The sequence below is a fragment of the Algibacter lectus genome, assembly GCF_004368925.1.
In the GTDB taxonomy this organism is placed as follows: Bacteria; Bacteroidota; Bacteroidia; order Flavobacteriales; family Flavobacteriaceae; genus Algibacter; species Algibacter lectus.
Genome location: NZ_SORL01000011.1, coordinates 21,459 through 41,704 on the forward strand (window position 1 = coordinate 21,459; position 20,246 = coordinate 41,704).

Annotated in this window: 19 protein-coding genes; 4 read left to right on the top strand and 15 right to left on the bottom strand. The window is 34.3% G+C overall.

Going from position 1 to position 20,246, the window contains the following annotated elements; all coding sequences use genetic code 11:
- Nucleotides 1–32: 32 nt before the first annotated feature.
- From DFQ06_RS15245 to DFQ06_RS15270, 6 genes are all read right to left on the bottom strand, one after another.
- Nucleotides 33–1,175, bottom strand: coding sequence for a fibrinogen-like YCDxxxxGGGW domain-containing protein (locus DFQ06_RS15245; protein WP_133968641.1), 1,143 nt, complete (start codon nucleotides 1,173–1,175; stop codon nucleotides 33–35).
- A 257-nt stretch (nucleotides 1,176–1,432) separates the two neighbouring features.
- Nucleotides 1,433–2,113 (bottom strand): Lipl32 family lipoprotein, encoded by a 681-nt coding sequence (locus tag DFQ06_RS15250; RefSeq protein WP_042506272.1) that lies wholly within the window; start codon nucleotides 2,111–2,113, stop codon nucleotides 1,433–1,435.
- Between the two features lie 41 nt (nucleotides 2,114–2,154).
- The gene (locus tag DFQ06_RS15255; protein WP_133968643.1) at nucleotides 2,155–2,772 is read right to left on the bottom strand and encodes an SIMPL domain-containing protein; all 618 of its coding nucleotides are present in this window, start codon (nucleotides 2,770–2,772) and stop codon (nucleotides 2,155–2,157) included.
- Nucleotides 2,773–2,798: 26 nt separating this feature from the next.
- Nucleotides 2,799–3,218 carry a hypothetical protein gene (locus DFQ06_RS15260; protein ID WP_042506226.1) on the bottom strand — a complete coding sequence of 140 codons (420 nt, stop codon included), beginning with the start codon at nucleotides 3,216–3,218 and terminating at the stop codon, nucleotides 2,799–2,801.
- Nucleotides 3,219–3,590: 372 nt separating this feature from the next.
- A complete protein-coding gene (locus tag DFQ06_RS15265; protein ID WP_074938466.1) occupies nucleotides 3,591–4,235 on the bottom strand; it encodes a response regulator transcription factor in 645 nt (214 codons plus the stop codon).
- Entirely contained in the window at nucleotides 4,236–6,332 is a 2,097-nt protein-coding gene (locus tag DFQ06_RS15270; protein ID WP_133968645.1) for a tetratricopeptide repeat-containing sensor histidine kinase, read from the bottom strand.
- 251 nt (nucleotides 6,333–6,583) lie between these two features.
- Between DFQ06_RS15270 and DFQ06_RS15275 the strand changes: the two genes are divergently transcribed.
- A complete protein-coding gene (locus DFQ06_RS15275; RefSeq protein WP_133968647.1) occupies nucleotides 6,584–8,902 on the top strand; it encodes a type IA DNA topoisomerase in 2,319 nt (772 codons plus the stop codon).
- Between the two features lie 112 nt (nucleotides 8,903–9,014).
- Here the strand turns inward: DFQ06_RS15275 and DFQ06_RS15280 are convergent, their stop codons facing one another.
- The gene (locus tag DFQ06_RS15280) at nucleotides 9,015–10,871 is read right to left on the bottom strand and encodes a M1 family metallopeptidase (protein WP_042506222.1); all 1,857 of its coding nucleotides are present in this window, start codon (nucleotides 10,869–10,871) and stop codon (nucleotides 9,015–9,017) included.
- Nucleotides 10,872–11,049: 178 nt separating this feature from the next.
- Between DFQ06_RS15280 and DFQ06_RS15285 the strand changes: the two genes are divergently transcribed.
- The 3 genes from DFQ06_RS15285 to DFQ06_RS15295 are packed head-to-tail and all read left to right on the top strand — an operon-like array spanning nucleotide 11,050 to nucleotide 12,769.
- The gene (locus DFQ06_RS15285; protein ID WP_042497872.1) at nucleotides 11,050–12,333 is read left to right on the top strand and encodes a DEAD/DEAH box helicase; all 1,284 of its coding nucleotides are present in this window, start codon (nucleotides 11,050–11,052) and stop codon (nucleotides 12,331–12,333) included.
- Between the two features lie 3 nt (nucleotides 12,334–12,336).
- On the top strand, nucleotides 12,337–12,561 hold the full coding sequence (locus DFQ06_RS15290; RefSeq protein ID WP_133968649.1) for a DUF6500 family protein: 225 nt from the start codon (nucleotides 12,337–12,339) through the stop codon (nucleotides 12,559–12,561).
- Entirely contained in the window at nucleotides 12,542–12,769 is a 228-nt protein-coding gene (locus DFQ06_RS15295) for a VF530 family protein (RefSeq protein ID WP_042497878.1), read from the top strand. Before DFQ06_RS15290 ends, DFQ06_RS15295 begins: the two co-directional genes overlap by 20 nt.
- A gap of 22 nt (nucleotides 12,770–12,791) precedes the next feature.
- Here DFQ06_RS15295 and DFQ06_RS15300 read toward each other — a convergent pair whose 3' ends face one another.
- The 8 genes from DFQ06_RS15300 to DFQ06_RS15335 are packed head-to-tail and all read right to left on the bottom strand — an operon-like array spanning nucleotide 12,792 to nucleotide 20,244.
- Nucleotides 12,792–13,541, bottom strand: a complete 750-nt coding sequence (locus DFQ06_RS15300) for a DUF5995 family protein (RefSeq protein ID WP_042497881.1) — start codon at nucleotides 13,539–13,541, stop codon at nucleotides 12,792–12,794.
- A 25-nt stretch (nucleotides 13,542–13,566) separates the two neighbouring features.
- Nucleotides 13,567–15,693: a methylmalonyl-CoA mutase gene (gene scpA / locus DFQ06_RS15305; RefSeq protein WP_074938477.1), complete on the bottom strand. Its 2,127-nt coding sequence runs from the start codon at nucleotides 15,691–15,693 to the stop codon at nucleotides 13,567–13,569.
- Between the two features lie 9 nt (nucleotides 15,694–15,702).
- Complete coding sequence (locus DFQ06_RS15310) at nucleotides 15,703–16,341, bottom strand: hypothetical protein (protein WP_133968651.1); 639 nt, start codon at nucleotides 16,339–16,341, stop codon at nucleotides 15,703–15,705.
- On the bottom strand, nucleotides 16,325–17,710 hold the full coding sequence (locus DFQ06_RS15315; protein ID WP_133968653.1) for a methylmalonyl-CoA mutase subunit beta: 1,386 nt from the start codon (nucleotides 17,708–17,710) through the stop codon (nucleotides 16,325–16,327). Before DFQ06_RS15315 ends, DFQ06_RS15310 begins: the two co-directional genes overlap by 17 nt.
- On the bottom strand, nucleotides 17,703–18,035 hold the full coding sequence (locus DFQ06_RS15320; protein ID WP_042497887.1) for an FtsB family cell division protein: 333 nt from the start codon (nucleotides 18,033–18,035) through the stop codon (nucleotides 17,703–17,705). The genes DFQ06_RS15315 and DFQ06_RS15320 overlap by 8 nt, the downstream gene beginning before the upstream one ends.
- Entirely contained in the window at nucleotides 18,036–18,641 is a 606-nt protein-coding gene (gene udk, locus DFQ06_RS15325) for a uridine kinase (protein ID WP_042497892.1), read from the bottom strand.
- A 51-nt stretch (nucleotides 18,642–18,692) separates the two neighbouring features.
- On the bottom strand, nucleotides 18,693–19,109 hold the full coding sequence (locus DFQ06_RS15330; RefSeq protein ID WP_162857680.1) for a c-type cytochrome: 417 nt from the start codon (nucleotides 19,107–19,109) through the stop codon (nucleotides 18,693–18,695).
- Nucleotides 19,110–19,119: 10 nt separating this feature from the next.
- Entirely contained in the window at nucleotides 19,120–20,244 is a 1,125-nt protein-coding gene (locus DFQ06_RS15335) for a PQQ-dependent sugar dehydrogenase (RefSeq protein ID WP_133968655.1), read from the bottom strand.
- Between the last annotated feature and the right edge of the window lie 2 nt (nucleotides 20,245–20,246).

Sequence of the window (20,246 nt, forward strand, 5' to 3'; positions counted from 1 at the left end):
TAAATAACTAAGTGTAAATGTAATATTTAGATTTAACGAATAAATAATTGAACATGATTTACTGCAGTGCTGTTTGATGGAATGCCTCCGCCCCATTGGTTAACACTACCTATAGAGTAAAACCAGCTTCCGCTATTTACTGAGCCGTCTAAATAAGTACTACCTCCTGATAACTCTAAACCTCCCCAACTATTATTAGTCATATCAATATTAATTGCGTTGTAACCAGTTACAGGTCTAATTGTTGAAGCACTTGTTCTTGGGTCGAAGGTTTGGCTCCAATGGTTTCTTAAGCCTAAGGTTGGGTAATATATTCTAAACTCGTAGGCTGCGGCGCTTTTAATTTCGTCTAGTTTACTTAAAATAGAATATTTATTAGTAGTTAAGCCTGGGGATGCGACGTTAAATTCGCTGGCTTCTGCGTCGTTTGTCCAATAACCACCTGCGGTATTGTGGTTAAATACTAAGGTCCATCCGCCTCCGTCGTTTGTCATATCGCAATAGCAATCGTAGGCAGGGTTTGGACCGCTTCCATCTGGGTCTACAGAATATATGCCATCGGTTGTGGAGCCTGCATTAAGGTATGCCAGGCAACTCGATAAAACAGATGTAACGCCTATATTTATATTACAGGTGTCTCCTTTTTCTGTATAAGTGATAGTAAAGCTATCGGTTTGTTCGGCTATTGGGGTTCCAGATCCCGAAAGCGTAATGGTATTTAGGCCAATAGCACTAAAGACTCCTGAGGCAGAAAAGCTATAACCATTAACGGTATTTGTACTTATGTTGTAAGCTTCTATTGAATTAACAAGAACATCTACCGTAATGGTGTTCGCGCTTGTTAGGGGTGTGCCTATAGCATACCCGCCATTAGATGCTGGAGAACTACATTCTAAAGCATTGGTTGGAGATTCCCCTAAACAACCCGACCAAGCTGTACCTTTGTAATATTGAAAGCATTTGCTGTCTAGATTGTAAATAAACAAACCTTCGGCAGGAGCTGCAATAGCATTTCTTTCTGTTAAGGTCATTCTAGGTAGTAAAAGACCTTGTGTTTGAGAATTAATTTCTAAGATCGATGATGGATCTGGAGTTGTGGTACCGATACCAACTTGAGAAAAAATTTGGCAATAGTTTACTAGGCATAATAGTAATGCCAGAGGGATCTTTTTCATTATTTAGTGTTCTTAGGGATTACTAAAATAGATAAAAAAAGCTTAGTGATGCTGTGTAATTTGTAAGTCGCTGTTTTATTGATGAGTTATGAAAATACTTGAAATATTTATGATTACAATAGCTTACAAAGTGTGTTTTAAATTCGGTTTATAGATGTAATTTTTAACTTTCTTTTGGTGGGTTTTAAAATAAAAAAGCATCTCTTTTAAAAGAGATGCTTAATTAAGTTAAGAAAAAGGATGTCTGTAATTTTGTATTATAGTCCTTTTTTTAATTCTGCAATAGTTTTGGCCATAACAACACCTGGTAATTTTACTGGAGCTGCAACTTCTGCTAAAAATGTTCCTTTAACTTCACCTGTTTTGTAAGTTGTAAAACCAATTCTGTATAAACCAGCAGTTAAAGCTTTTGTTGGGCTTCCAACTTCACTTTTGTATCTTAATAAAGAGTTGTAGCTGCTTCCGCTTGGTTGCTTAGGCATTTCGCTACTGTCATCGTTACTCGCAAGTCTTGTCCAAGTTGCGTTTTTAGCAGCTTCTTCAGTAATATTTTCTTTTGTGAAAATAGTAGAACGTTCTAAAGTGATGTAAGTATCAAAATAATCGCTAGAAGAAGCATTTTCTGTGTAAGCCGCAGACTCTATTGCATCTTTAATTTTTGTTTTAGCTACAGGAGAAAGCATTCTAACTCCTAATTCTGGAGCAACAGCAGGAACCCATAAATAAATGTAGTAGAACTTTTTACCATCTACAACTTCATCTTCATTTCCTGCAGAAGCATATCCTAAATAAGATATTACATCTGTGTAAGGTACTTTAATAGTTTTTGGTCCGATTTTCTTTTCAATAGAACTTCCAAACTTTTTTAATTTTTGTGCTTCTGCGTTAAATATTGCACAGAAAGCAAATATTGATAATGCGGCTAATTTAATTTTCATGTTTTTTTAAAATTGAAATTTGTTAATAATAGACATCCTTTTTATTTTAGTTCGAAAGCTACAGTGACACTATGAGGTTGTAAACTTGTAGTGCCGTAACTTTGAATATACTGCGTGTTTGTGTTTTGATCTGAAATACTTACAATTTCACCTATAGTTTTATTTAATTTTTTAGCTATAAGTTCTGCTTTTTCTCTGGCATTTTCAATGGCTTTTGTTGAAAGTGCAGCCAATTCTTTATCGGTTAATTTTTTAGGTTCCACTTCACTACTAGCAACCGATACGCCAGACGCTTTTAAGTTTATTATTTTTCTAGCTTCATCCTTATTGGTTGTTTTTAAATAATAATATGCCGTTTCTCTGTTTTGTCCGTAAGACATGGCTAGCTCATAATAGGTGTTTCTTCTAAACCTACTAAAGTCTATACCTGCTTCATCTAATTTTTTGATGTAATTGCGTGTTACATCTTCTAAAGATGTGGCTTCCACTTCCACTTGTCCATCATAAACCATTATTTGTTGCAAGGCAATTATAACGGTGTAATTTTGGTCGATTATGGTCTTTTCTGTTTCACCAATAACAGAAATAGTGTTGCTTTGCTCTTGCGAAATTAGGGGAATTGTACAGAATAAAGCTACTAAATAGATGAGTTTTTTCATGATAATCTAAATTAATTTTTAACTTTTTAGAAGAATAATATAGAAGCTACTATCATCCAGGCACCTACGAATAAACCTACAATACCAAGTTTGCCTTGTTTTGGTGCTAATTTCTCTCTAAGTGCTACTGCTTTTTCTTTTGCAGCTTCATTTTTAGATAAAACAAATTTGTTAATTAGGCTAAATCCTAACATAAAACCTAAAACAGCTTGCACAAGACTACCTGCTAATAATGTTACCCACCAGATTGGGAAAGTTGTAATCCAACCTAAGTTTAAAATTGAAAAGATAATACCCCAAACACCGTAGAAACAAAAAATAATTCCAATCCAACCTTGGTAAGGTTCTATTTTGTCTAAAAGTTCTTTTGCGTTAGGTTTTTTTGAAAGTAATAAAGAAGGTACTGCAATGATACTTAATAAGATTAATGTAATTCCGAAAGTCATAATTTTGATTTTTAAAAGTTAATTTTTATTTGTTTTTCTTATAATAAGCATGTTAAGGTTTTGTTTGTTTTTAACTTACCATGTGTCTTATTTTCTTGTACAAAAGTATAGCAATAGAAGCCCTAGAATAACCCCGTATTAGGTGAAAATCAATCCCCTGAAAACAGGGTGTTTTGTTTTAGTTGGTTGATTTTTAGTTGTTTGTTGTTGCTGTTTTTTTTTTGTGTTTATGAAGTTTTTTAGATGAAAAGTCAAAAATGAGCTTATTAAATAGAGTTAGAGTGTGTTTAATAGTGCTAAGGAGATTTTACGCATAAAAAAAGACGCTTTAAAAAAGCGCCTTAGTATTATATTATAATTAGTGTTTTATTATTAAGATGAAACGTAACCTTTTTTTATAGCGTATTTGGTAAGGCCAGCAAGGTTTCTAACATTAAGTTTAGTAATTAAGTTTTTTCTGTAACTCTCAATAGTGTGTTTGCTTAAAAAGAGTTTATCTGCTATTTCTTGAGTGGTGAATTCTTCTGCAATTAAAGAGATTACTTCAACTTCGCGCTTTGTTAGTTTAATCTCTTTTTCTTTATTTTTTTCAAACTTATTTTGAAGATAAATATCTTTTATTTCTTTTGAAAAATACTTTTCCCCTCCCAAAATAGTTTCAATGGCTTTTAGAAATTCTTCCTTTTGTGCGTTTTTTTGAAGGTAGCCATCTACATTGCTTTCTATTAAATCATCAATAATTTCTGGTGTGTTATGCATGCTTACTACCAGTGTTTTTATGGTTCTATGGTTTTCTTTAATCCATTTATTTAAAGTAATGCCATCTACTTCGGGCATGGTAACATCGGTAATAACTAAATCGATTTGTTCTTCGGTATTTATCGATATATATTTTTGAACATGGCCACCATGCTTAGCTGTAAATATAATATTGTAATTGCTTTCTGTTTTAAGAATACTTAATAAGCCATCTAAAAACATTTTATGGTCGTCGGCAATAATAAGGTTATGCTTCATTTATTTTTGTTCTAAGGGGATTTCTATATTAATACTTGTGCCTCTGTTTATTTTAGAGTCAATATGTAATGTGCCATCGTAATCGTTTACTCGGTTCTTAATATTGGTTAAGCCAATACCTAGAGTAGTTACAGATACATCAAAGCCTTTGCCGTTATCTTCATACATAAAAAAGATACAAGAGTTTAGTAAATCTAATTGAATATCTATAGTGTCGGCGTCGGCATATTTGAGCGTGTTGGTTGTTAATTCCTGAAAAATAGAAAACAACTCGTTTTGCAATATTTTGTTTAGTGTGTTTATTTTTTCTTCATCATAAAAATGAATATTAATTTTTATGTTGCTCGCCTCTTGTACGGTTTTTATATATTCTGTAATTAAAGATACAAAGTCATTTTCTCTAATTTTTTTTGGTAATAAATTATGCGATAAGTTTCTAACTTGCTCGTAAGTATCATCGAGTTGGCTGTAGATTAATTGCGCTTTATCTGGGTGGTTAGAAAGTTGACTGAACTGTAATTTTATCGCTGCTAAATTTCCACCAATGCTATCGTGCATTTCTTGAGCAATCTTTTTTCGTTCTAAATCTTGCCCTCTAATAGACGCTTTTATAATTTTTATTTCCTGATCTTTTTTCAACGAATTAACGCGCTGTGCGTTAACCTCTTTTTCCTTTAGGTTAAGTAAACTCTGAGCTTGTAATTTTTGATAGTAAATAACCAATAAACCAATAGTGGGTACTAGTAAAATGAAAAAGGCACCAAGCACAATATATTTTATGGTTTTTTCTCTATCTAATTCTAAGGCCTTTAATTGCTCTTTTTCTTTAAGTATGGCTATTTCGCTCTTTCGTTTTTCTGCGCGATTTTGTAATTGTAAAACTTCATTTTCATTTTGTTTAGCAATAATAGCTTTTTGAAGTTCGTACTTTTCTATGGCAGCATCTTTGTTTTTTATGTTTAAACTTTTATTTAAGTTTTCTATTTTTAATAGCTTTATTGTCTTTTCTTTTTCAAGCGTTTCAAACTTAACTTCTAAGCGGTTAATCTCTTCTTTTGTTTGCAGATTATCTATTGAGTCTTTTATTCTGGAGTAGCGCTTACTGTATGTGTAGGCCGTGCTATAATCTTCTTTTCGGGCTGCTAGTTTTTCTAACATCAAATAACTATTCATTTGAATGTTTAAAGCGTCAGAGTTAATAGCTTTTGTTAAGGTATTTGCATAGATTAAAATGGCTTCATTATTTCTTTTTTGATTGTAAAATACTGTGCCTAATTTATCAGATATGATAAGCTCTAAATTATAAAAATTATTTTTAATACTTATTTTTTTAGCTTCACCATAGGTGTAAATAGCTTGATCAATCTCGCCATTGTTTACGTAATTATCGCCTATATTAATAATAACATTTACTAAAGCCTGTTGTTTGCTATTGTCTTTTTCACAAATAGCTTTGGCTTTCTGTAAGTAAATATTAGATAATTGATATTGAGAAAATGATGAGTAAATAGAGCCTAGATTTATATAGCTTCCTAAAATAATTTCGGCGTCCTTAGAGTGTTTAATGCATTTCTCAAAAAGCTGTTTAGCTTCTTGTGTTTTGTTTAGAGCAATGTAAGTACTTGCTAACCCGTGTATATGTGAATAGTAAAGATTTGTTTCGTTATGTTTTTCGCTGAGTTCGGCGCCTTTAATGTGCCATTTTTTACTTTCGTGATATAAACCTTTGTTTTTGTTGTTTAGAGCCAATAACTGGTATGCTAATATGGTTAGCCGGTTGGCTAAAGAGTCGTTAACAATAGATTTATGAGCAAGAGCTTGGTTAGTGTAATAAATAGAAGAGTCTATTTCTGCGTAGTTATTATGGTAATAGGCCAGTAGTAAATTGGTATTTGCAATGGCTTTATTGGTTTTAAATTTTTTTAAAAATTGATGAGCTTCTTTGTACGCTTTTTTTGCCGAACCAGAATTAAAATGGTGGTATAGTTCATCCACTTTTTTGTCTTCTAATTCTATAGAAGTCTGTGTTTGCGTCAAACCAATAGTGCAGTAGCATAAAAATAAATATGCAATTATGTTTTGTAACTTAAAAGGCATTCGCAAATTTAGGCTTTGTAGCAAGTATTAATATCCCTGAATTCAGTGATTTGTTGGTTTAAAATAATGAGGGTGTTTTAATATAAATATTTAGCCTTAAAACAATTAAGGTCAAAATCATGGTTTGATACAACAAATTTAAAGATAATATCTTTTACGAGCATTTAAATTCGTTAATAACTCGTTATAAAAGGCGCTTTGAATACCATGCAAAATCCTTATTTTGCACCTTCTATTTTAAAGCCAAATAAGTGAAAGTCTGTATAGCCGAAAAACCAAGTGTTGCCCGCGAAATTGCTACCGTTCTAGGAGCAAATACTAAACGCGATGGGTATTATGAAGGCAATGGTTATGCGGTAACTTATACTTTTGGACACCTTTGTACGCTCAAAGAACCTAACGATTATAAGCCTTATTGGAAAAGTTGGGATTTGAATAATTTACCCATGTTGCCAGAAAAATTTGAAACCAAAGTGGTTGCGAATGATGGTATTCAAAAGCAATTTAGAATTGTAAAAAGTTTATTTGATAAAGCCGATGTTGTAATAAACTGCGGTGATGCCGGGCAAGAAGGAGAGCTTATACAACGCTGGGTGATGAACGAAGCTGAGTATAAAGGTAAAGTAGAACGTTTGTGGATATCATCATTAACAACGGAAGCCATAAAAGAAGGATTTCAGAATTTAAAACCTTCTGAAGATTACGATAATCTATACTATGCAGGGTTTTCTAGAGCCATAGGCGATTGGCTTTTAGGGATGAATGCTACACGCTTATATACCGTAAAACATGGCGGTTATAAACAAGTGCTATCCGTTGGGCGTGTGCAAACACCAACTTTAGCCATGGTAGTAGGGCGTTTTAAAGATATTGAAAATTTTAAACCACAACCGTATTGGGAATTACAAACACTGTATCGTGAAACATTATTTAGTTACGAGGAAGGTCGTTTTCTTAAAAAAGAAGATGGTGAATCTATGGCTAATAAGGTAAAGGAGAGTGAATTCGAAATACAATCTACCACTAAAAAGAAAGGTAAGGAATACGCGCCAAAACTGTTCGATTTAACTGGCTTACAAGTATATTGTAATACGAAATTTGGATTTTCTGCAGACGAAACTTTAAAAATTGTTCAGAAATTATATGAGCAAAAAGTAGTAACTTATCCAAGAGTAGATACCACTTTTTTACCAAACGATGTGTATCCAAAAGTATCTGGTATACTTCAGAAGTTAACAAATTATTCCACTTTAACGCAACCGCTTTTAGGGAAGAAAATAAAGAAGTCTACTAAGGTTTTTAACGATAAAAAAGTAACCGATCACCACGCTATTATTCCAACAGGAATTCAAATTAATCTGCAGTACAATCAGCAACAGGTTTACGATATTATTGTAAAACGTTTTATTGCTGTTTTTTATGATGAGTGTATCGTGTCTAACACTACTGTTTTAGGAAGTGCGGCCGACGTTGTTTTTAAAACCACAGGAAAAGAAATTTTAGAGAAAGGTTGGCGCGTTGTTTTTGAAAACCCGAACGCTAAAGAAAAAGAATCTGGAATTTTACCAACCTTTGTAAAAGGTGAAAAAGGACCGCATGAGCCATCGTTTTTAGAAAAGGAAACCAAACCACCAAATCAGTTTACGGAGGCAACTTTATTACGTGCCATGGAAACAGCGGGTAAACAAGTGGACGATGAAGAGTTAAGAGATTTAATGAAAGAAAATGGTATTGGTAGACCATCTACACGAGCCAATATTATTGAAACACTTTTTAAAAGAAAATACATAAAACGTAATAAAAAGCAAGTATTACCAACAGTTACGGGTATTTTGTTGATAGACACTATTCAGAATGAATTGTTGAAATCTGCCGAGCTCACAGGATCTTGGGAGAAACAATTAAAAGATATTGAAAAAGGGACGTATAGTGCCGGAGCGTTTATAAAAAACATGAAACGCATGGTAGATGCCTTGGTTTACGAGGTAAGAAGCGAAACTAAACGTGCCAATATTTCGCAAGCTAATGTGGTTAAAAACCGTGCAGCAAAGGCAACTGTTAAAAAGCAAGCCGGTATTATGGCTGAGGTTTGTCCAAAATGTAAAAAAGGTCAGCTTTTAAAAGGAAAAACTGCTTATGGCTGTAGTGCTTATAAAGACGGCTGTAAATTTGTTTTGCCTTTTAGTTTTGGGGATAAAAAAATATCTGAAAAGCAATTTATCCGATTGCTTCAAAAAGGATCTACAGTAAATTTGAAAGGTTTTAAAACCGAAGCAGGAACTGTGGAGGGTTTGCTTCGTTTTGATGATGATTTTAAGTTGAAATTAGAACCGAAAGTAAAAGTTGAAAAAACAGAAAAAGCAGCAGCGACAGCAGAAGCAGATTCCGATGCTTTAACTTGCCCAAAATGTAATGTAGGTAAGGTTTTAAAAGGAAAAACAGCTTATGGTTGTACTGCTTATAAATCAGGTTGTGATTTTAAAATGACTTTCGATACCGTTAAATCTAAAATTAACGGCCAAAAACCAACTAAAGCCTTGGTTTATAAAATTCTGAAAGGGGAAGTGTAATCTTTTTTTATTGTTACGAGTATTGTTGTTATGTCGACGCATGGAGACATCACACAAGTTTTTTAGCTCACTGTTATGATATATCTCCTCACGTCGATATGACTTGAGAGTGTTATTCAGAAACAAACCCCAACATAGCATCAATAGTGTTCACAGTAACTGAATGATAATTGTTACGAGCTTTTTTGTAAATCACTAAAGCGTCATCGGTTTTATTATTTCTTTTAAAAGCTTTATAAATAGTTGAAACATACCAACGGCGACCAACTTCGGTTAAAAAAGTTTCAATCTTTTCATCTACATTATTACCATGATAATCATGATTGATAGCTTGCTCGTACCAAACCATAGCAATGTAAGAGTTGTTAGAGTTGGTTAAATTGAACGTGCTATCCAGTAATTGCATCTGTTCAGTATTCATGTCTTCAGGGAAATTACGAACAAAATGTACCCATTCTTGAGGCGTCCAATTATTTGTTTTTTCCTGATCGATGTTGTTTGTTTTAACAAAATCTTGGACTATACTTTCAACTTGTTCAAATTTATCAGAAACAATAATAGCTTGGTTTTCAGGAATACCTGGTTGGTAAATCCATTCTTCCGTGTTAAACGTTATACCATTTTTTTCTAATAGATTTTCATTTAAATATTTGATGAATTTTTCAGTGTTGGTTGTTGAAAATGCATGAGATTCAAAATAATTTTTCAGGAAAACATCAAATTTTTCACGACCAACCGTTTCTTCTAAAGTTCTTAAAAACAGGTACCCTTTATCATAAGCAATACTGTTCATGCCGTCGTCAGGATTTCTTCCGTTAAGGTCAAGTTTTAGTTTGGTATCATTCGGTGAATCTTTTAAACCTTCTAGTTCTTCTTCTAAATCTTGTCGACCTATTCTTGCCAACATATTTGCGCGATCTTTTCCGTAAAGCGCTTCCATAATACGCATTTCAAAGTAAACGGTAAAACCTTCGTTAAGCCAAAAATCGTCCCAAGTGGCATTGGTTACTAAGTTTCCAGACCAAGAATGCGCCAACTCGTGTGCAATAAGTGAGGTTAAACTTTTATCGCCAGCAATTACAGTTGGTGTAGCAAAAGTTAAACGTGGATTTTCCATACCTCCAAATGGGAAACTTGGTGGCAACACAATAACATCAAATTGTTCCCAAGCATATTTACCATATAGTTTTTCTGCAGAAGCAACCATGTTTTCCATATCCGAAAATTCAAAATGTGCTTTGTCTAGCATCGATTTTTCAGCATAAACACCAGTTCTGTTACTTATTGGTTTATAAGCTATATCTCCAACGGCAATGGCTATTAAATATGGTGAAATGGGTTGAGTCATTTTAAAGTTGTAAACACCATCTGCAGTTTTTGTTTTAGGGTTTTCAGCACTCATAACCGCCATAAGTTGTGCTGGCACGGCTACTTTTGCGTTGTATGTTACTCTAATTTGAGGGCTATCTTGTATCGGGATCCAAGTTCTAGTTAAAATCGCTTGACCTTGAGTAAATAGAAATGGCTGTGCTTTATCGGCTGTTTGTTGAGGTTTTAACCATTGTAATGCTTCTGTTTTGTCTGTGGTTTTGTAGAAAACAGTAATACGTTTAGTCTCTGGTTTTATTGCTATTTTTAAAGGGTTTCCTAATTGAGAATCAAAAGCTCCTAATTTGAAATTAGTGTCTGTGCCATCGGCTTGTACCTTTTCAATTTCTAAGAATTTTGAGTCTAGAATAATTTCGGAGGCATCGTTATTGTTAATTAAATAAGAGGCTGTTCCCGAAATAATTTCAGTATCGAAATCGACTTTTATATCTAAATCTAAATGCGTGATAACCGCTTCATTTGGTTTAGCGAACGAGTGTGGTTCTTCAATATAAGTCATTAAAGGGGTTTGTTTTTTTGCTTTTTGGCAGCTTGAAAATAAAAGTATTACGCATCCTAATAGTAGTAGGGCCTTTTTCATATAAAATTTAATGTTTTGATAATTTATTACGAAGTTACTCGTTTTGGTTTAAAAAAAAGAAATAAACTAACAACGAAAAAAATAAGTGTACCTTTGCGGCTTAATAAAAAGGAGATGGTGTTTACTACATAAATTGTCATCTCAACGGCTCGCAAAAAGAGCTTTCTAAACAATTTATATGTCATTTCAATCTTTAGGCTTATCCGAAGCCTTGCTAAAAGCAATTAGCAAAAAAGGATACACTACCCCAAGTCCAATTCAAGAAAAAGCGATTCCTCCAGTTTTGGAAGGTCACGATGTTTTAGCTTCGGCACAAACAGGAACAGGGAAAACAGCAGGTTTTACATTACCACTTTTACATATTTTATCGGAAAATCCGAAAGAAAAGTATAGACCAATACGTGCCCTAATTTTAACGCCAACGCGTGAGTTAGCAGCGCAGGTTTATGCTAATGTTAGAGAATATAGTGAGTTTTTAAATTTACGTAGTGCCGTTATTTTTGGTGGTGTAAACCAGAAGCCACAAGTAGCAACACTTCGTCAGGGTATTGATGTTTTAGTAGCGACTCCGGGACGTTTATTAGATTTGCAAAATCAAGGATTACTATCACTTAAACGTGTGGAGATTTTTGTTTTAGATGAAGCAGACCGTATGCTAGATATGGGGTTTTTACGTGATATTGAGCGCGTTATTAAATCGATGCCAGAAAAACGCCAGAATTTAATGTTCTCGGCTACGTTTTCTAAAGATATTAAAAAGTTAGCTCATGGTATTTTAAATCATCCGGTTCAGGTTGAAGCCACTCCGGAGAATACAGCTGTAGAAGCGATTACTCAAAAAGTATATCGTGTGGCTAAAGGTTTAAAAACGCCTTTAATTATAAAATTAATTTCTGATGGAAATTGGAAGCAAGTTTTAGTTTTTGCGCGTACAAAACACGGTTCAAACAAACTTTGTGAGAAATTGGATAAAGCAGGAATTTCTGCGGCGGCCATTCATGGAAATAAAAGTCAAGGTGCACGTACAAAAGCATTGGCAGGTTTTAAAAGCGGACGCATTCGTGTGTTAGTGGCTACCGATATTGCTGCACGTGGATTGGACATTCCGTTATTACCACATGTTATCAATTTTGAAATTCCTAACATTCCAGAAGATTACGTACATAGAATTGGTAGAACGGGTAGAGCAGGAGCCAATGGTGTTGCTTTATCGCTTGTTAGTGCAGATGAAACTACGTTTTTAAGAGACATCGAAAAACTTATTGGTAATAAGCTTCCTGTGGAAGTATTGGAAGGTTTTGAGCCTGACCCAAATGCATCTACACAACCTATTAAACAAGGGCAAGGTCGTCAAAATAGAAATTCTAGACCATCATCTAATAAATCTGGAAACTCTAGTAAAAGTTCCAATAAAAGCAGTAATTCTAGGCGTCCAAAACGTAATACAGATAGACGTAAATAAAAGATGAAGCAGGTTTTAAAAGATAAAATTATTGAAGTTTGCGATAAAAAAATAGCAGCAAAAGGAGGCTCCGTTGGAGTTTCCTTTTATGCATTTTTTAAAAATAAGAATGATAACCCGGAGTTGTTAATGGAAGCCGCTACTTGGTGGATTGAAACCCATAAACTGGATCATTTTGAAAAAGCAGTTAAAATAAAAGCATTAGTAGATGGAATCGCAACCAAATAACCCGTTACATGGTATAAAGTTAGAGCAAATTATAAACGATTTGGTAGAGCATTATGGTTGGGAGTATATGGGCTATAATATTAAAATAAAATGCTTTACCGATAATCCATCTGTGAAATCTAGTTTAAAATTTTTGCGCAGAATGCCATGGGCACGTACAAAAGTAGAAAACATGTATTTAAAGATGTTAAAGAATAAAGAACGCTAGTCGTTCTTTTTTTATGCTTTATTTATAGTAGTGTTTTAATTTTATCAGAAACATTTCCACGTTCGCCAATTCTCGCGGCCAAAAGTATCATTTTTACTGTGAATTTATGATTTGTAATGGTTTTTGAAAACTCAGTAATGTCTAAGTCGCGTTGCAGTATAGCCTGATCTTTGGAAAACACATTAGGTTGGTTTACTAAAGCATTGGCAAATGTCCAAGCGCCATCTCTAGCTACAGTCATGCTAAAGTTTATTAAAAAATCGTCCACCTTATTCGTGAATTTTAATATTTTTATTAGTGTGGGCCAAATTTGAGACAAATCGTCTAGAACCTCAGTAACTAGTGCACTTAAAATGGTGTTAATTTTATTGAAATCGGCCTGTAAATCACTGATTGTATTTGGATTTGTTATTTCTGCTGCAGCGATACCAAGGTCTAAATTAATATGTGCATTCATTCCTAAAAGTAAATGCTGCAATACTATTGGGCGCCATTGTGTTGCCGTTGTAAAGGCCGATAACCAAGATTTAGAAATAGGTTTGCCTTCTTTGTAATTGGCATAAGCGGTTAGATAGCGATTTGCGAAAATGACATCTAATTTCTCCATGCGTATATCATCATCGAAATAATTTGTACCTAATTTGTTTTTTACGGTAATCGTTACTTTTTGGTATAGAGCCGCAAAATAACCAAGTGTGCTTTCTTCTACAATAGAATCTTGAATGATGTATTCTAATTGTTCAATAACCTCATCAATAGTATTTGCAATCATGTTATTGAAGTTTTTAGGTTAAATTTTAATCAATTAAAATCTCCAAAATTCTTATTGCTGTTTCGCTAATTTTTGTTCCTGGGCCAAAAACAGCAATTGCACCAGCATCAAATAAAAATTGATAATCTTGTTTCGGTATTACACCCCCAACAATAACCATAATGTCGTCACGATTATAGTTTTTTAAAGCTTCAATAACTTGTGGTACTAAGGTTTTATGTCCGGCAGCTAAAGAAGATACACCTAAAATGTGTACATCGTTTTCAACGGCTTGTTTAGCAACTTCTGCGGGTGTTTGAAATAACGGACCAATATCAACATCAAAACCAATATCGGCATAACTAGTTGCTATAACTTTAGCACCACGATCATGACCATCTTGCCCCATTTTGGCAATCATAATTCTTGGGCGTCTTCCATCTTGCTCAGCAAAAATATCGGCTAATTCTTGAGCTTTCTTAAAGGATTTATCGTCTTTTATTGCTTTACTATACACACCAGAAAAAGATTTGGTTTGTGCTCTATAGCGTCCGAATTGAACTTCTAGGGCATCACTAATTTCACCTAAAGTTGCACGTTCTCTTGCAGCTTCAATAGCTAAAGCTAATAAATTATTTTCTCCTGTACGTGCCGCTTCAGATAAATTTTCTAAAGCTATTTTTACTTTTTCAGAATTTCTGCTCGACTTTATAGTATTTAAGCGTTCAATTTGAGAATTTCTAACCGATTCATTATCGACTTCTAGCGTAGAAATTGGAGCTTCTTCCTCTAAAACATATTGGTTTACACCAACAATAATATCTTGGTTAGAATCTATTTTAGCTTGTTTTCTAGCAGCAGCTTCTTCTATTCTAAGTTTAGGTATTCCCGCTTCAATGGCTTTTGTCATGCCGCCAAGCGCTTCAACTTCTTCAATTAAAGTCCATGCTTTTTCTGTGATATCGGCGGTTAACTTTTCAATAAAATAACTGCCAGCCCAAGGGTCTACCGTTTTTGTAATTTGTGTTTCTGCTTGTAAATAGATTTGCGTGTTTCTTGCAATACGTGCCGAGAAATCGGTTGGTAGCGCAATAGCTTCATCTAAAGCATTGGTGTGCAAACTTTGCGTACCTCCAAATACTGCAGCGGTAGCTTCAATAGTTGTTCTAGCGACATTGTTAAACGGGTCTTGTTCGGTTAAACTCCAACCTGATGTTTGACAATGTGTACGTAATGATAATGATTTTGGATTTTTAGGATTGAATTGCTTTACTAATTTGGCCCACAACATACGAGCGGCACGCATTTTAGCAATTTCCATAAAATGATTCATACCAATTCCCCAAAAAAAGGATAATCTCGGTGCAAACGTATCAATATCTAAGCCTGCATCTAGACCTTTTCTAATGTATTCTAAACCATCGGCTAAAGTGTAAGCCAGTTCAATATCGCAGGTAGCACCAGCTTCTTGCATGTGGTAGCCGGAAATGCTAATACTATTAAATTTAGGCATGTGCTTGCTCGAATATTCAAAAATATCCGAAATAATCTGCATCGATGGTTTTGGAGGATAGATATAGGTGTTACGCACCATAAACTCCTTTAAAATATCGTTTTGGATAGTGCCTGCAAGCAAGTTTGGTGTTACGCCTTGTTCTTCTGCAGCCACAATATAAAAGGCCATAATGGGTAAAACAGCGCCATTCATGGTCATAGAAACCGAAATTTTATCGAGCGGAATTTGGTCGAAAAGTATTTTCATATCTTCCACCGAATCTATGGCAACACCTGCTTTTCCAACATCACCGACGACGCGTTCGTGATCAGAATCGTAACCACGATGTGTAGCTAAATCAAAAGCTACTGAAAGTCCTTTTTGTCCAGCTTTTAAATTACGTTTGTAAAATGCATTACTGTCTTCGGCTGTAGAAAAACCTGCATATTGCCTAATGGTCCAAGGTCTTTTAGCATACATGGTGCTGTATGGGCCACGTAAATACGGTGGAATTCCTGCAGCAAAATCGAGATGTTCTAAGTCTTCAAGATCTACTTTAGAATAAGTAGGTTTAAACGGAATACCTTCGGAAGTGATAAACGGTTCTTGTTTATCGACATCCAAATTAGCGCCTTCAGTTTTTGCCTTTAAAGTGATATGTTGAAGATTTTTTCTCAAGGTATATGCTTATTTTGTTGGTCTTTTATTAAAATCTACTTTTTGTTCAACAACAGTTTTTTCTTTTACATTCGATAAATCGATACCAAAAAGTTTAGCGTAATATAAGTCTAAAGCAATATAAGCTGCTAGATTTTTATCCGATGCTGCTGCTCTGTAATTTCTAGCTAATGGCGTTCCAAATAATTCTGGTTTCATGCTATTAGTGGCAACTAGAGCATCATAAGTTGTTTTTAGTTTTTTGTCTTTTAGGTTGCTCGAAATACATTCTAGTAAGTCGCCTTTATAGTTTAAATGACTATCTGGGTTGTTAGCATCCCAAAGATCGTTTACATGTTTTAAAGCTTCAAAAACTTTTACGGTATGTGGCGAAACTATGTCTTCGTATTTAATACGGTTAATACTTGCCGCTCTAAGAAACTGCCCATAGGCATTAGGTACATTCTCTTGTCCGTTTTGTGCATAAAATACTGCAATATCGGCTTCAAAGCTAAATAAGGCTTCGTTTATTAAGGCTGTGTTTTGGTTATTGCACGTAATAACGCTGCCTTTTTCTGAAAATTTGTAATCGTTAAACGTGTTTTCTTTTTTACAGCTTACTACAGTTAAAGCTCCTAAAAATAAAATAAAGTTAATTGTCGATTTCATTTTGTTTTTCATTTTTTAATCTGGTTTGTTCTATTTGTTCTGCTATTCGTTTTTCTATAATGGGAACAATTAAAGTTTTTCTTTTGTTAATTTTTACAAAAGGATAAATCTCCAATTGTTCTGCCATTTTATCGTTTGGGTTACTGTGTTTATTTGTGCCTAATAAAATACGTTCACCACTATTAAATTGCTCTTGTTCTTTGGTTGCGTTTTCTTTTATTTTACGTTGAATGGTGCCTGACTTTAACTGATTTAAAAATCCGCCATTACGTTCAATATCTTTAAATAATTCTAATGCTTTTTCTGCTAATTGCTCGGTTAGCGATTCTATGTAATACGCACCATCGGCAGCATTATTTACTTTGTCAAAAGCGCTTTCATACTTTAAAATAAGCAGTTGGTTTCTGGCAATACGTTCGCCAAACTCGTTGTCTTTATGGTAAATGGCGTCGTAAGGTAAATTACATACATTATTTGCGCCACCTAAAATCGCACTCATACACTCGGTGGTTGTGCGCAGCATATTGGTGTTGTAATCGTATAGTGTTTTATTGCGTTTTGTTGGAACTGCACTAATATAGCAATCGGTGTTAATTTGGTATTCTGAAGCTAACGTGCTCCAAAGTATCCTAAGCGCTCTCAGTTTTGCAATCTCGAAGAAGTAATTAGAACCTACCGAAACTGTGAAAATCGTTTGAATAGATGCTGAAGACTCTGGGTTTAGTTTTAAATGATTGAGATATTCATTGGCATGGGCTAGGGTGTAGGCCAATTGCTGAACCATATTTGCGCCTGCATTTTGATACAGACTAGTATTGATGCTAATGGATTGAGAAGACTGAAAACTGGTTTCAAACTTCGAGAAATCATCGGTTAGGTTATTAAACCAATTCCCTGTTTTTGAAAGGTTCCCGATAATATCAACGGCAATACTAATGTTCTTTTTCCCCGGAAGGGTGTGTATACTTTTTATGAAACCTACTGATAAAAATTGTAATTCTAAATGAATAGAAATACTATCGGTATCAATGTTTTTAATTAAATGTTCTATTGAAATATTTTCTTCGGAAGGAATAATGAAATGAATATGTTCTGCTCCGCGTTTAATGGCATCTACAGCTTTTAAATTCGATTTTTCAGTATGGGCAACAAATATAGTTTGCCCAATTCTCCAAGGGGAAATATTAGAGGTTGAAGGTGTGTGCTTTTTTAAGTCGTCTGCGTTATAAAATGGTTTTACGGCAATATCTTCGTTTGAGTTCCAGATAAGGGTATCGTTAAAATCAGCTCCATTTAAATCGAACTGAATTTTTTGTTTCCACTGTTTAGTTGAAACCGAATCGAAACCATCAAACAAACCTTTAATCATCTTGTTTTACTTTTAAGCTATCTTCATATTCAATAATGTAAATGTCTTCATTTTCTCGTTTCATGAAGTATTCTTCTCGAGCAAATTTCTCTAAGCCATCTTCCGAGCTTAACTTTTTAATGGCTTTATTATCGTTTTCAATTTCTCGTTGATAATACTCTTTTTCATTTTCTAGAGCTTCAATATCCGAGTTTAATTCGTGATGAATAACCCAAGAGTTCGCATCGAAAAAAATCATCCAAATCAGGAAACCAGTAAATATCAAGATAAACCAATTTTTGAAAGGTTTTAAATATTTACTTGTATTTTTATTGAATTTCGCCATTTAGAGTCTGTCGTTAATAATAGTACGCACAATATTTACTGCAACCGTATTGTATTTATTGTTTGGTATAATAATATCTGCATATTCTTTCATAGGCTCGATAAATTGATCGTGCATGGGTTTTAGCGTAGTTTGGTAACGCGTTAAAACCTCATTTATATCACGGCCACGCTCGCTAATGTCACGTTTTAAACGTCTAATTAAACGCTCGTCGGTATCGGCATGTACAAATATTTTAATATCAAACATATCACGAAGCTCCGGGTTTGTTAGTATTAATATACCTTCAACAATCATTACTTTTCTCGGGTGTGTTAAAATAGTATCGCCTGTTCTATTATGTTTTACAAAAGAATATACGGGTTGGTGTATGTTTTTTCCCTTTTTTAATGCTTTTAAATGTGTTGCTAATAAATCGAAATCGATAGATCTTGGATGATCGAAATTTATATTACCACGCTCGTTGTAAGATAAGTGTGAGTTGTCGTTATAATAAGAATCTTGCGAGATGATACCCACTTCACCCTCTGGCAATTCGTGTAGAATTTGATTAACAACCGTTGTTTTTCCGCAGCCTGTACCGCCTGCAATTCCTATAATTAGCATGTGTTTTTGTTTTTTTGCAAAGTTAATTAATTGTAAAGGTTTAAGTAATCTTTATTTTTTAATTTTTGCAACTTCGTCTTCCGTAATTATTTTGTCGTTTTTATTGCCCCAAGCATTGGTAATGTAATTCATAACATCGGCCACCTCATCATCACTTAAACCTAATGGCATCATGGTGCCGTTGTATATTTTATCGTTTACAACAATGCGTCCTGTGAGTCCAAATTTTATAGCTTTTATACTCGCAATACGTTCTGTTTGTAAATAATCAGATTTTGCCAATGGCGGATACACTTTTTCTACACCTTTTCCGCTAGGTAAATGGCAAGACATGCAAAAATCGTTATAGATTTCACGACCACGAACAATACTTTCTTTTAGTGGGTCGGTTTGTGTATAATTCGGTTTAGTCGGAATTATGCTGTATAGCGAACAGCAAATTAAAAAGCAACATGCAATTAATTTCATAATTTAAATTTTATTTATTCGGAATAATTTTAACAATGCCAGTGCCTTCTGCGGCTACATAAATATAACCATCTGGTCCTTGAATAACGTTACGTACACGGCCAATATCTTTAAACAATTCTTCGCGTTTTACAACTTTGTTATTCTCGAGCACTAAACGCTCTAAATATTGAAATTTTAGAGAGCCAACTAATATATTATTTTTCCAATCTGGATATTTATCTGAAGTAACAAAGGTCATACCACTTGGCGCGATAGAAGGCACCCAATAAAATAACGGCTGTTCCATGCCTTCTTTTTCGGTAATTTCTGTAAAGGCCGTACCACTATAATTTACACCATACGAGATTACGGGCCAACCGTAATTTTTGCCTTTTGTTATAATATTAATTTCATCGCCACCTTTTGGTCCATGTTCATTAACCCAAATGGCTCCAGTTTCCGGATGGATTGCCATGCCTTGTGGATTGCGATGTCCGTAGCTATAAATGGCTGTTTTAGCATTTGGTGTGTTTACAAACGGATTGTCTGTAGGTATACTACCGTCGTCGTTAAGTCGGTATATTTTACCACAGTCGCGTGTAATATCTTGTGGGTTTTCGTCACGATTACCACGTTCACCAATAGAGAAATAAAGGTAACCATCGTTATCAAATTCAATTCTAGAACCAAAATGTTGTCCTTTTTTCGTGTTTGGTCCGGCTTTATATAACAGTTGTTTTTCAACAAAGGCGTTATTTTTTAATTTGCCACGCATAAGGGCGGTATTACCACCATCGCCTTCACCTTCCGCGGAAGCGTATGTTATATAAATCCAACCATTGTGTGCATAATCGGGATGAATTTCAATATCTAATAAACCACCTTGACCACGAAGATACACTTCTGGTAAGCCTGAAATATTTGTTTTTGTTCCGTTTTTAAAATGAATAAGTTCGCCTGCTTTTTCTGTAATTAGCATGCTACCATCTGGTAGAAAAACCATGCCCCAAGGAATATTTAAATCGGGAACAACAACTTCTGTAGTGTAATTTAAAGCCACGGGCGGTTCGGCTTTTATTTTAGATTCGCTTTGTTGCGCACAAGCACTTAACGAAAGGGCGAGTATGGTGTATAGTATGTGAAATTGTTTCATTT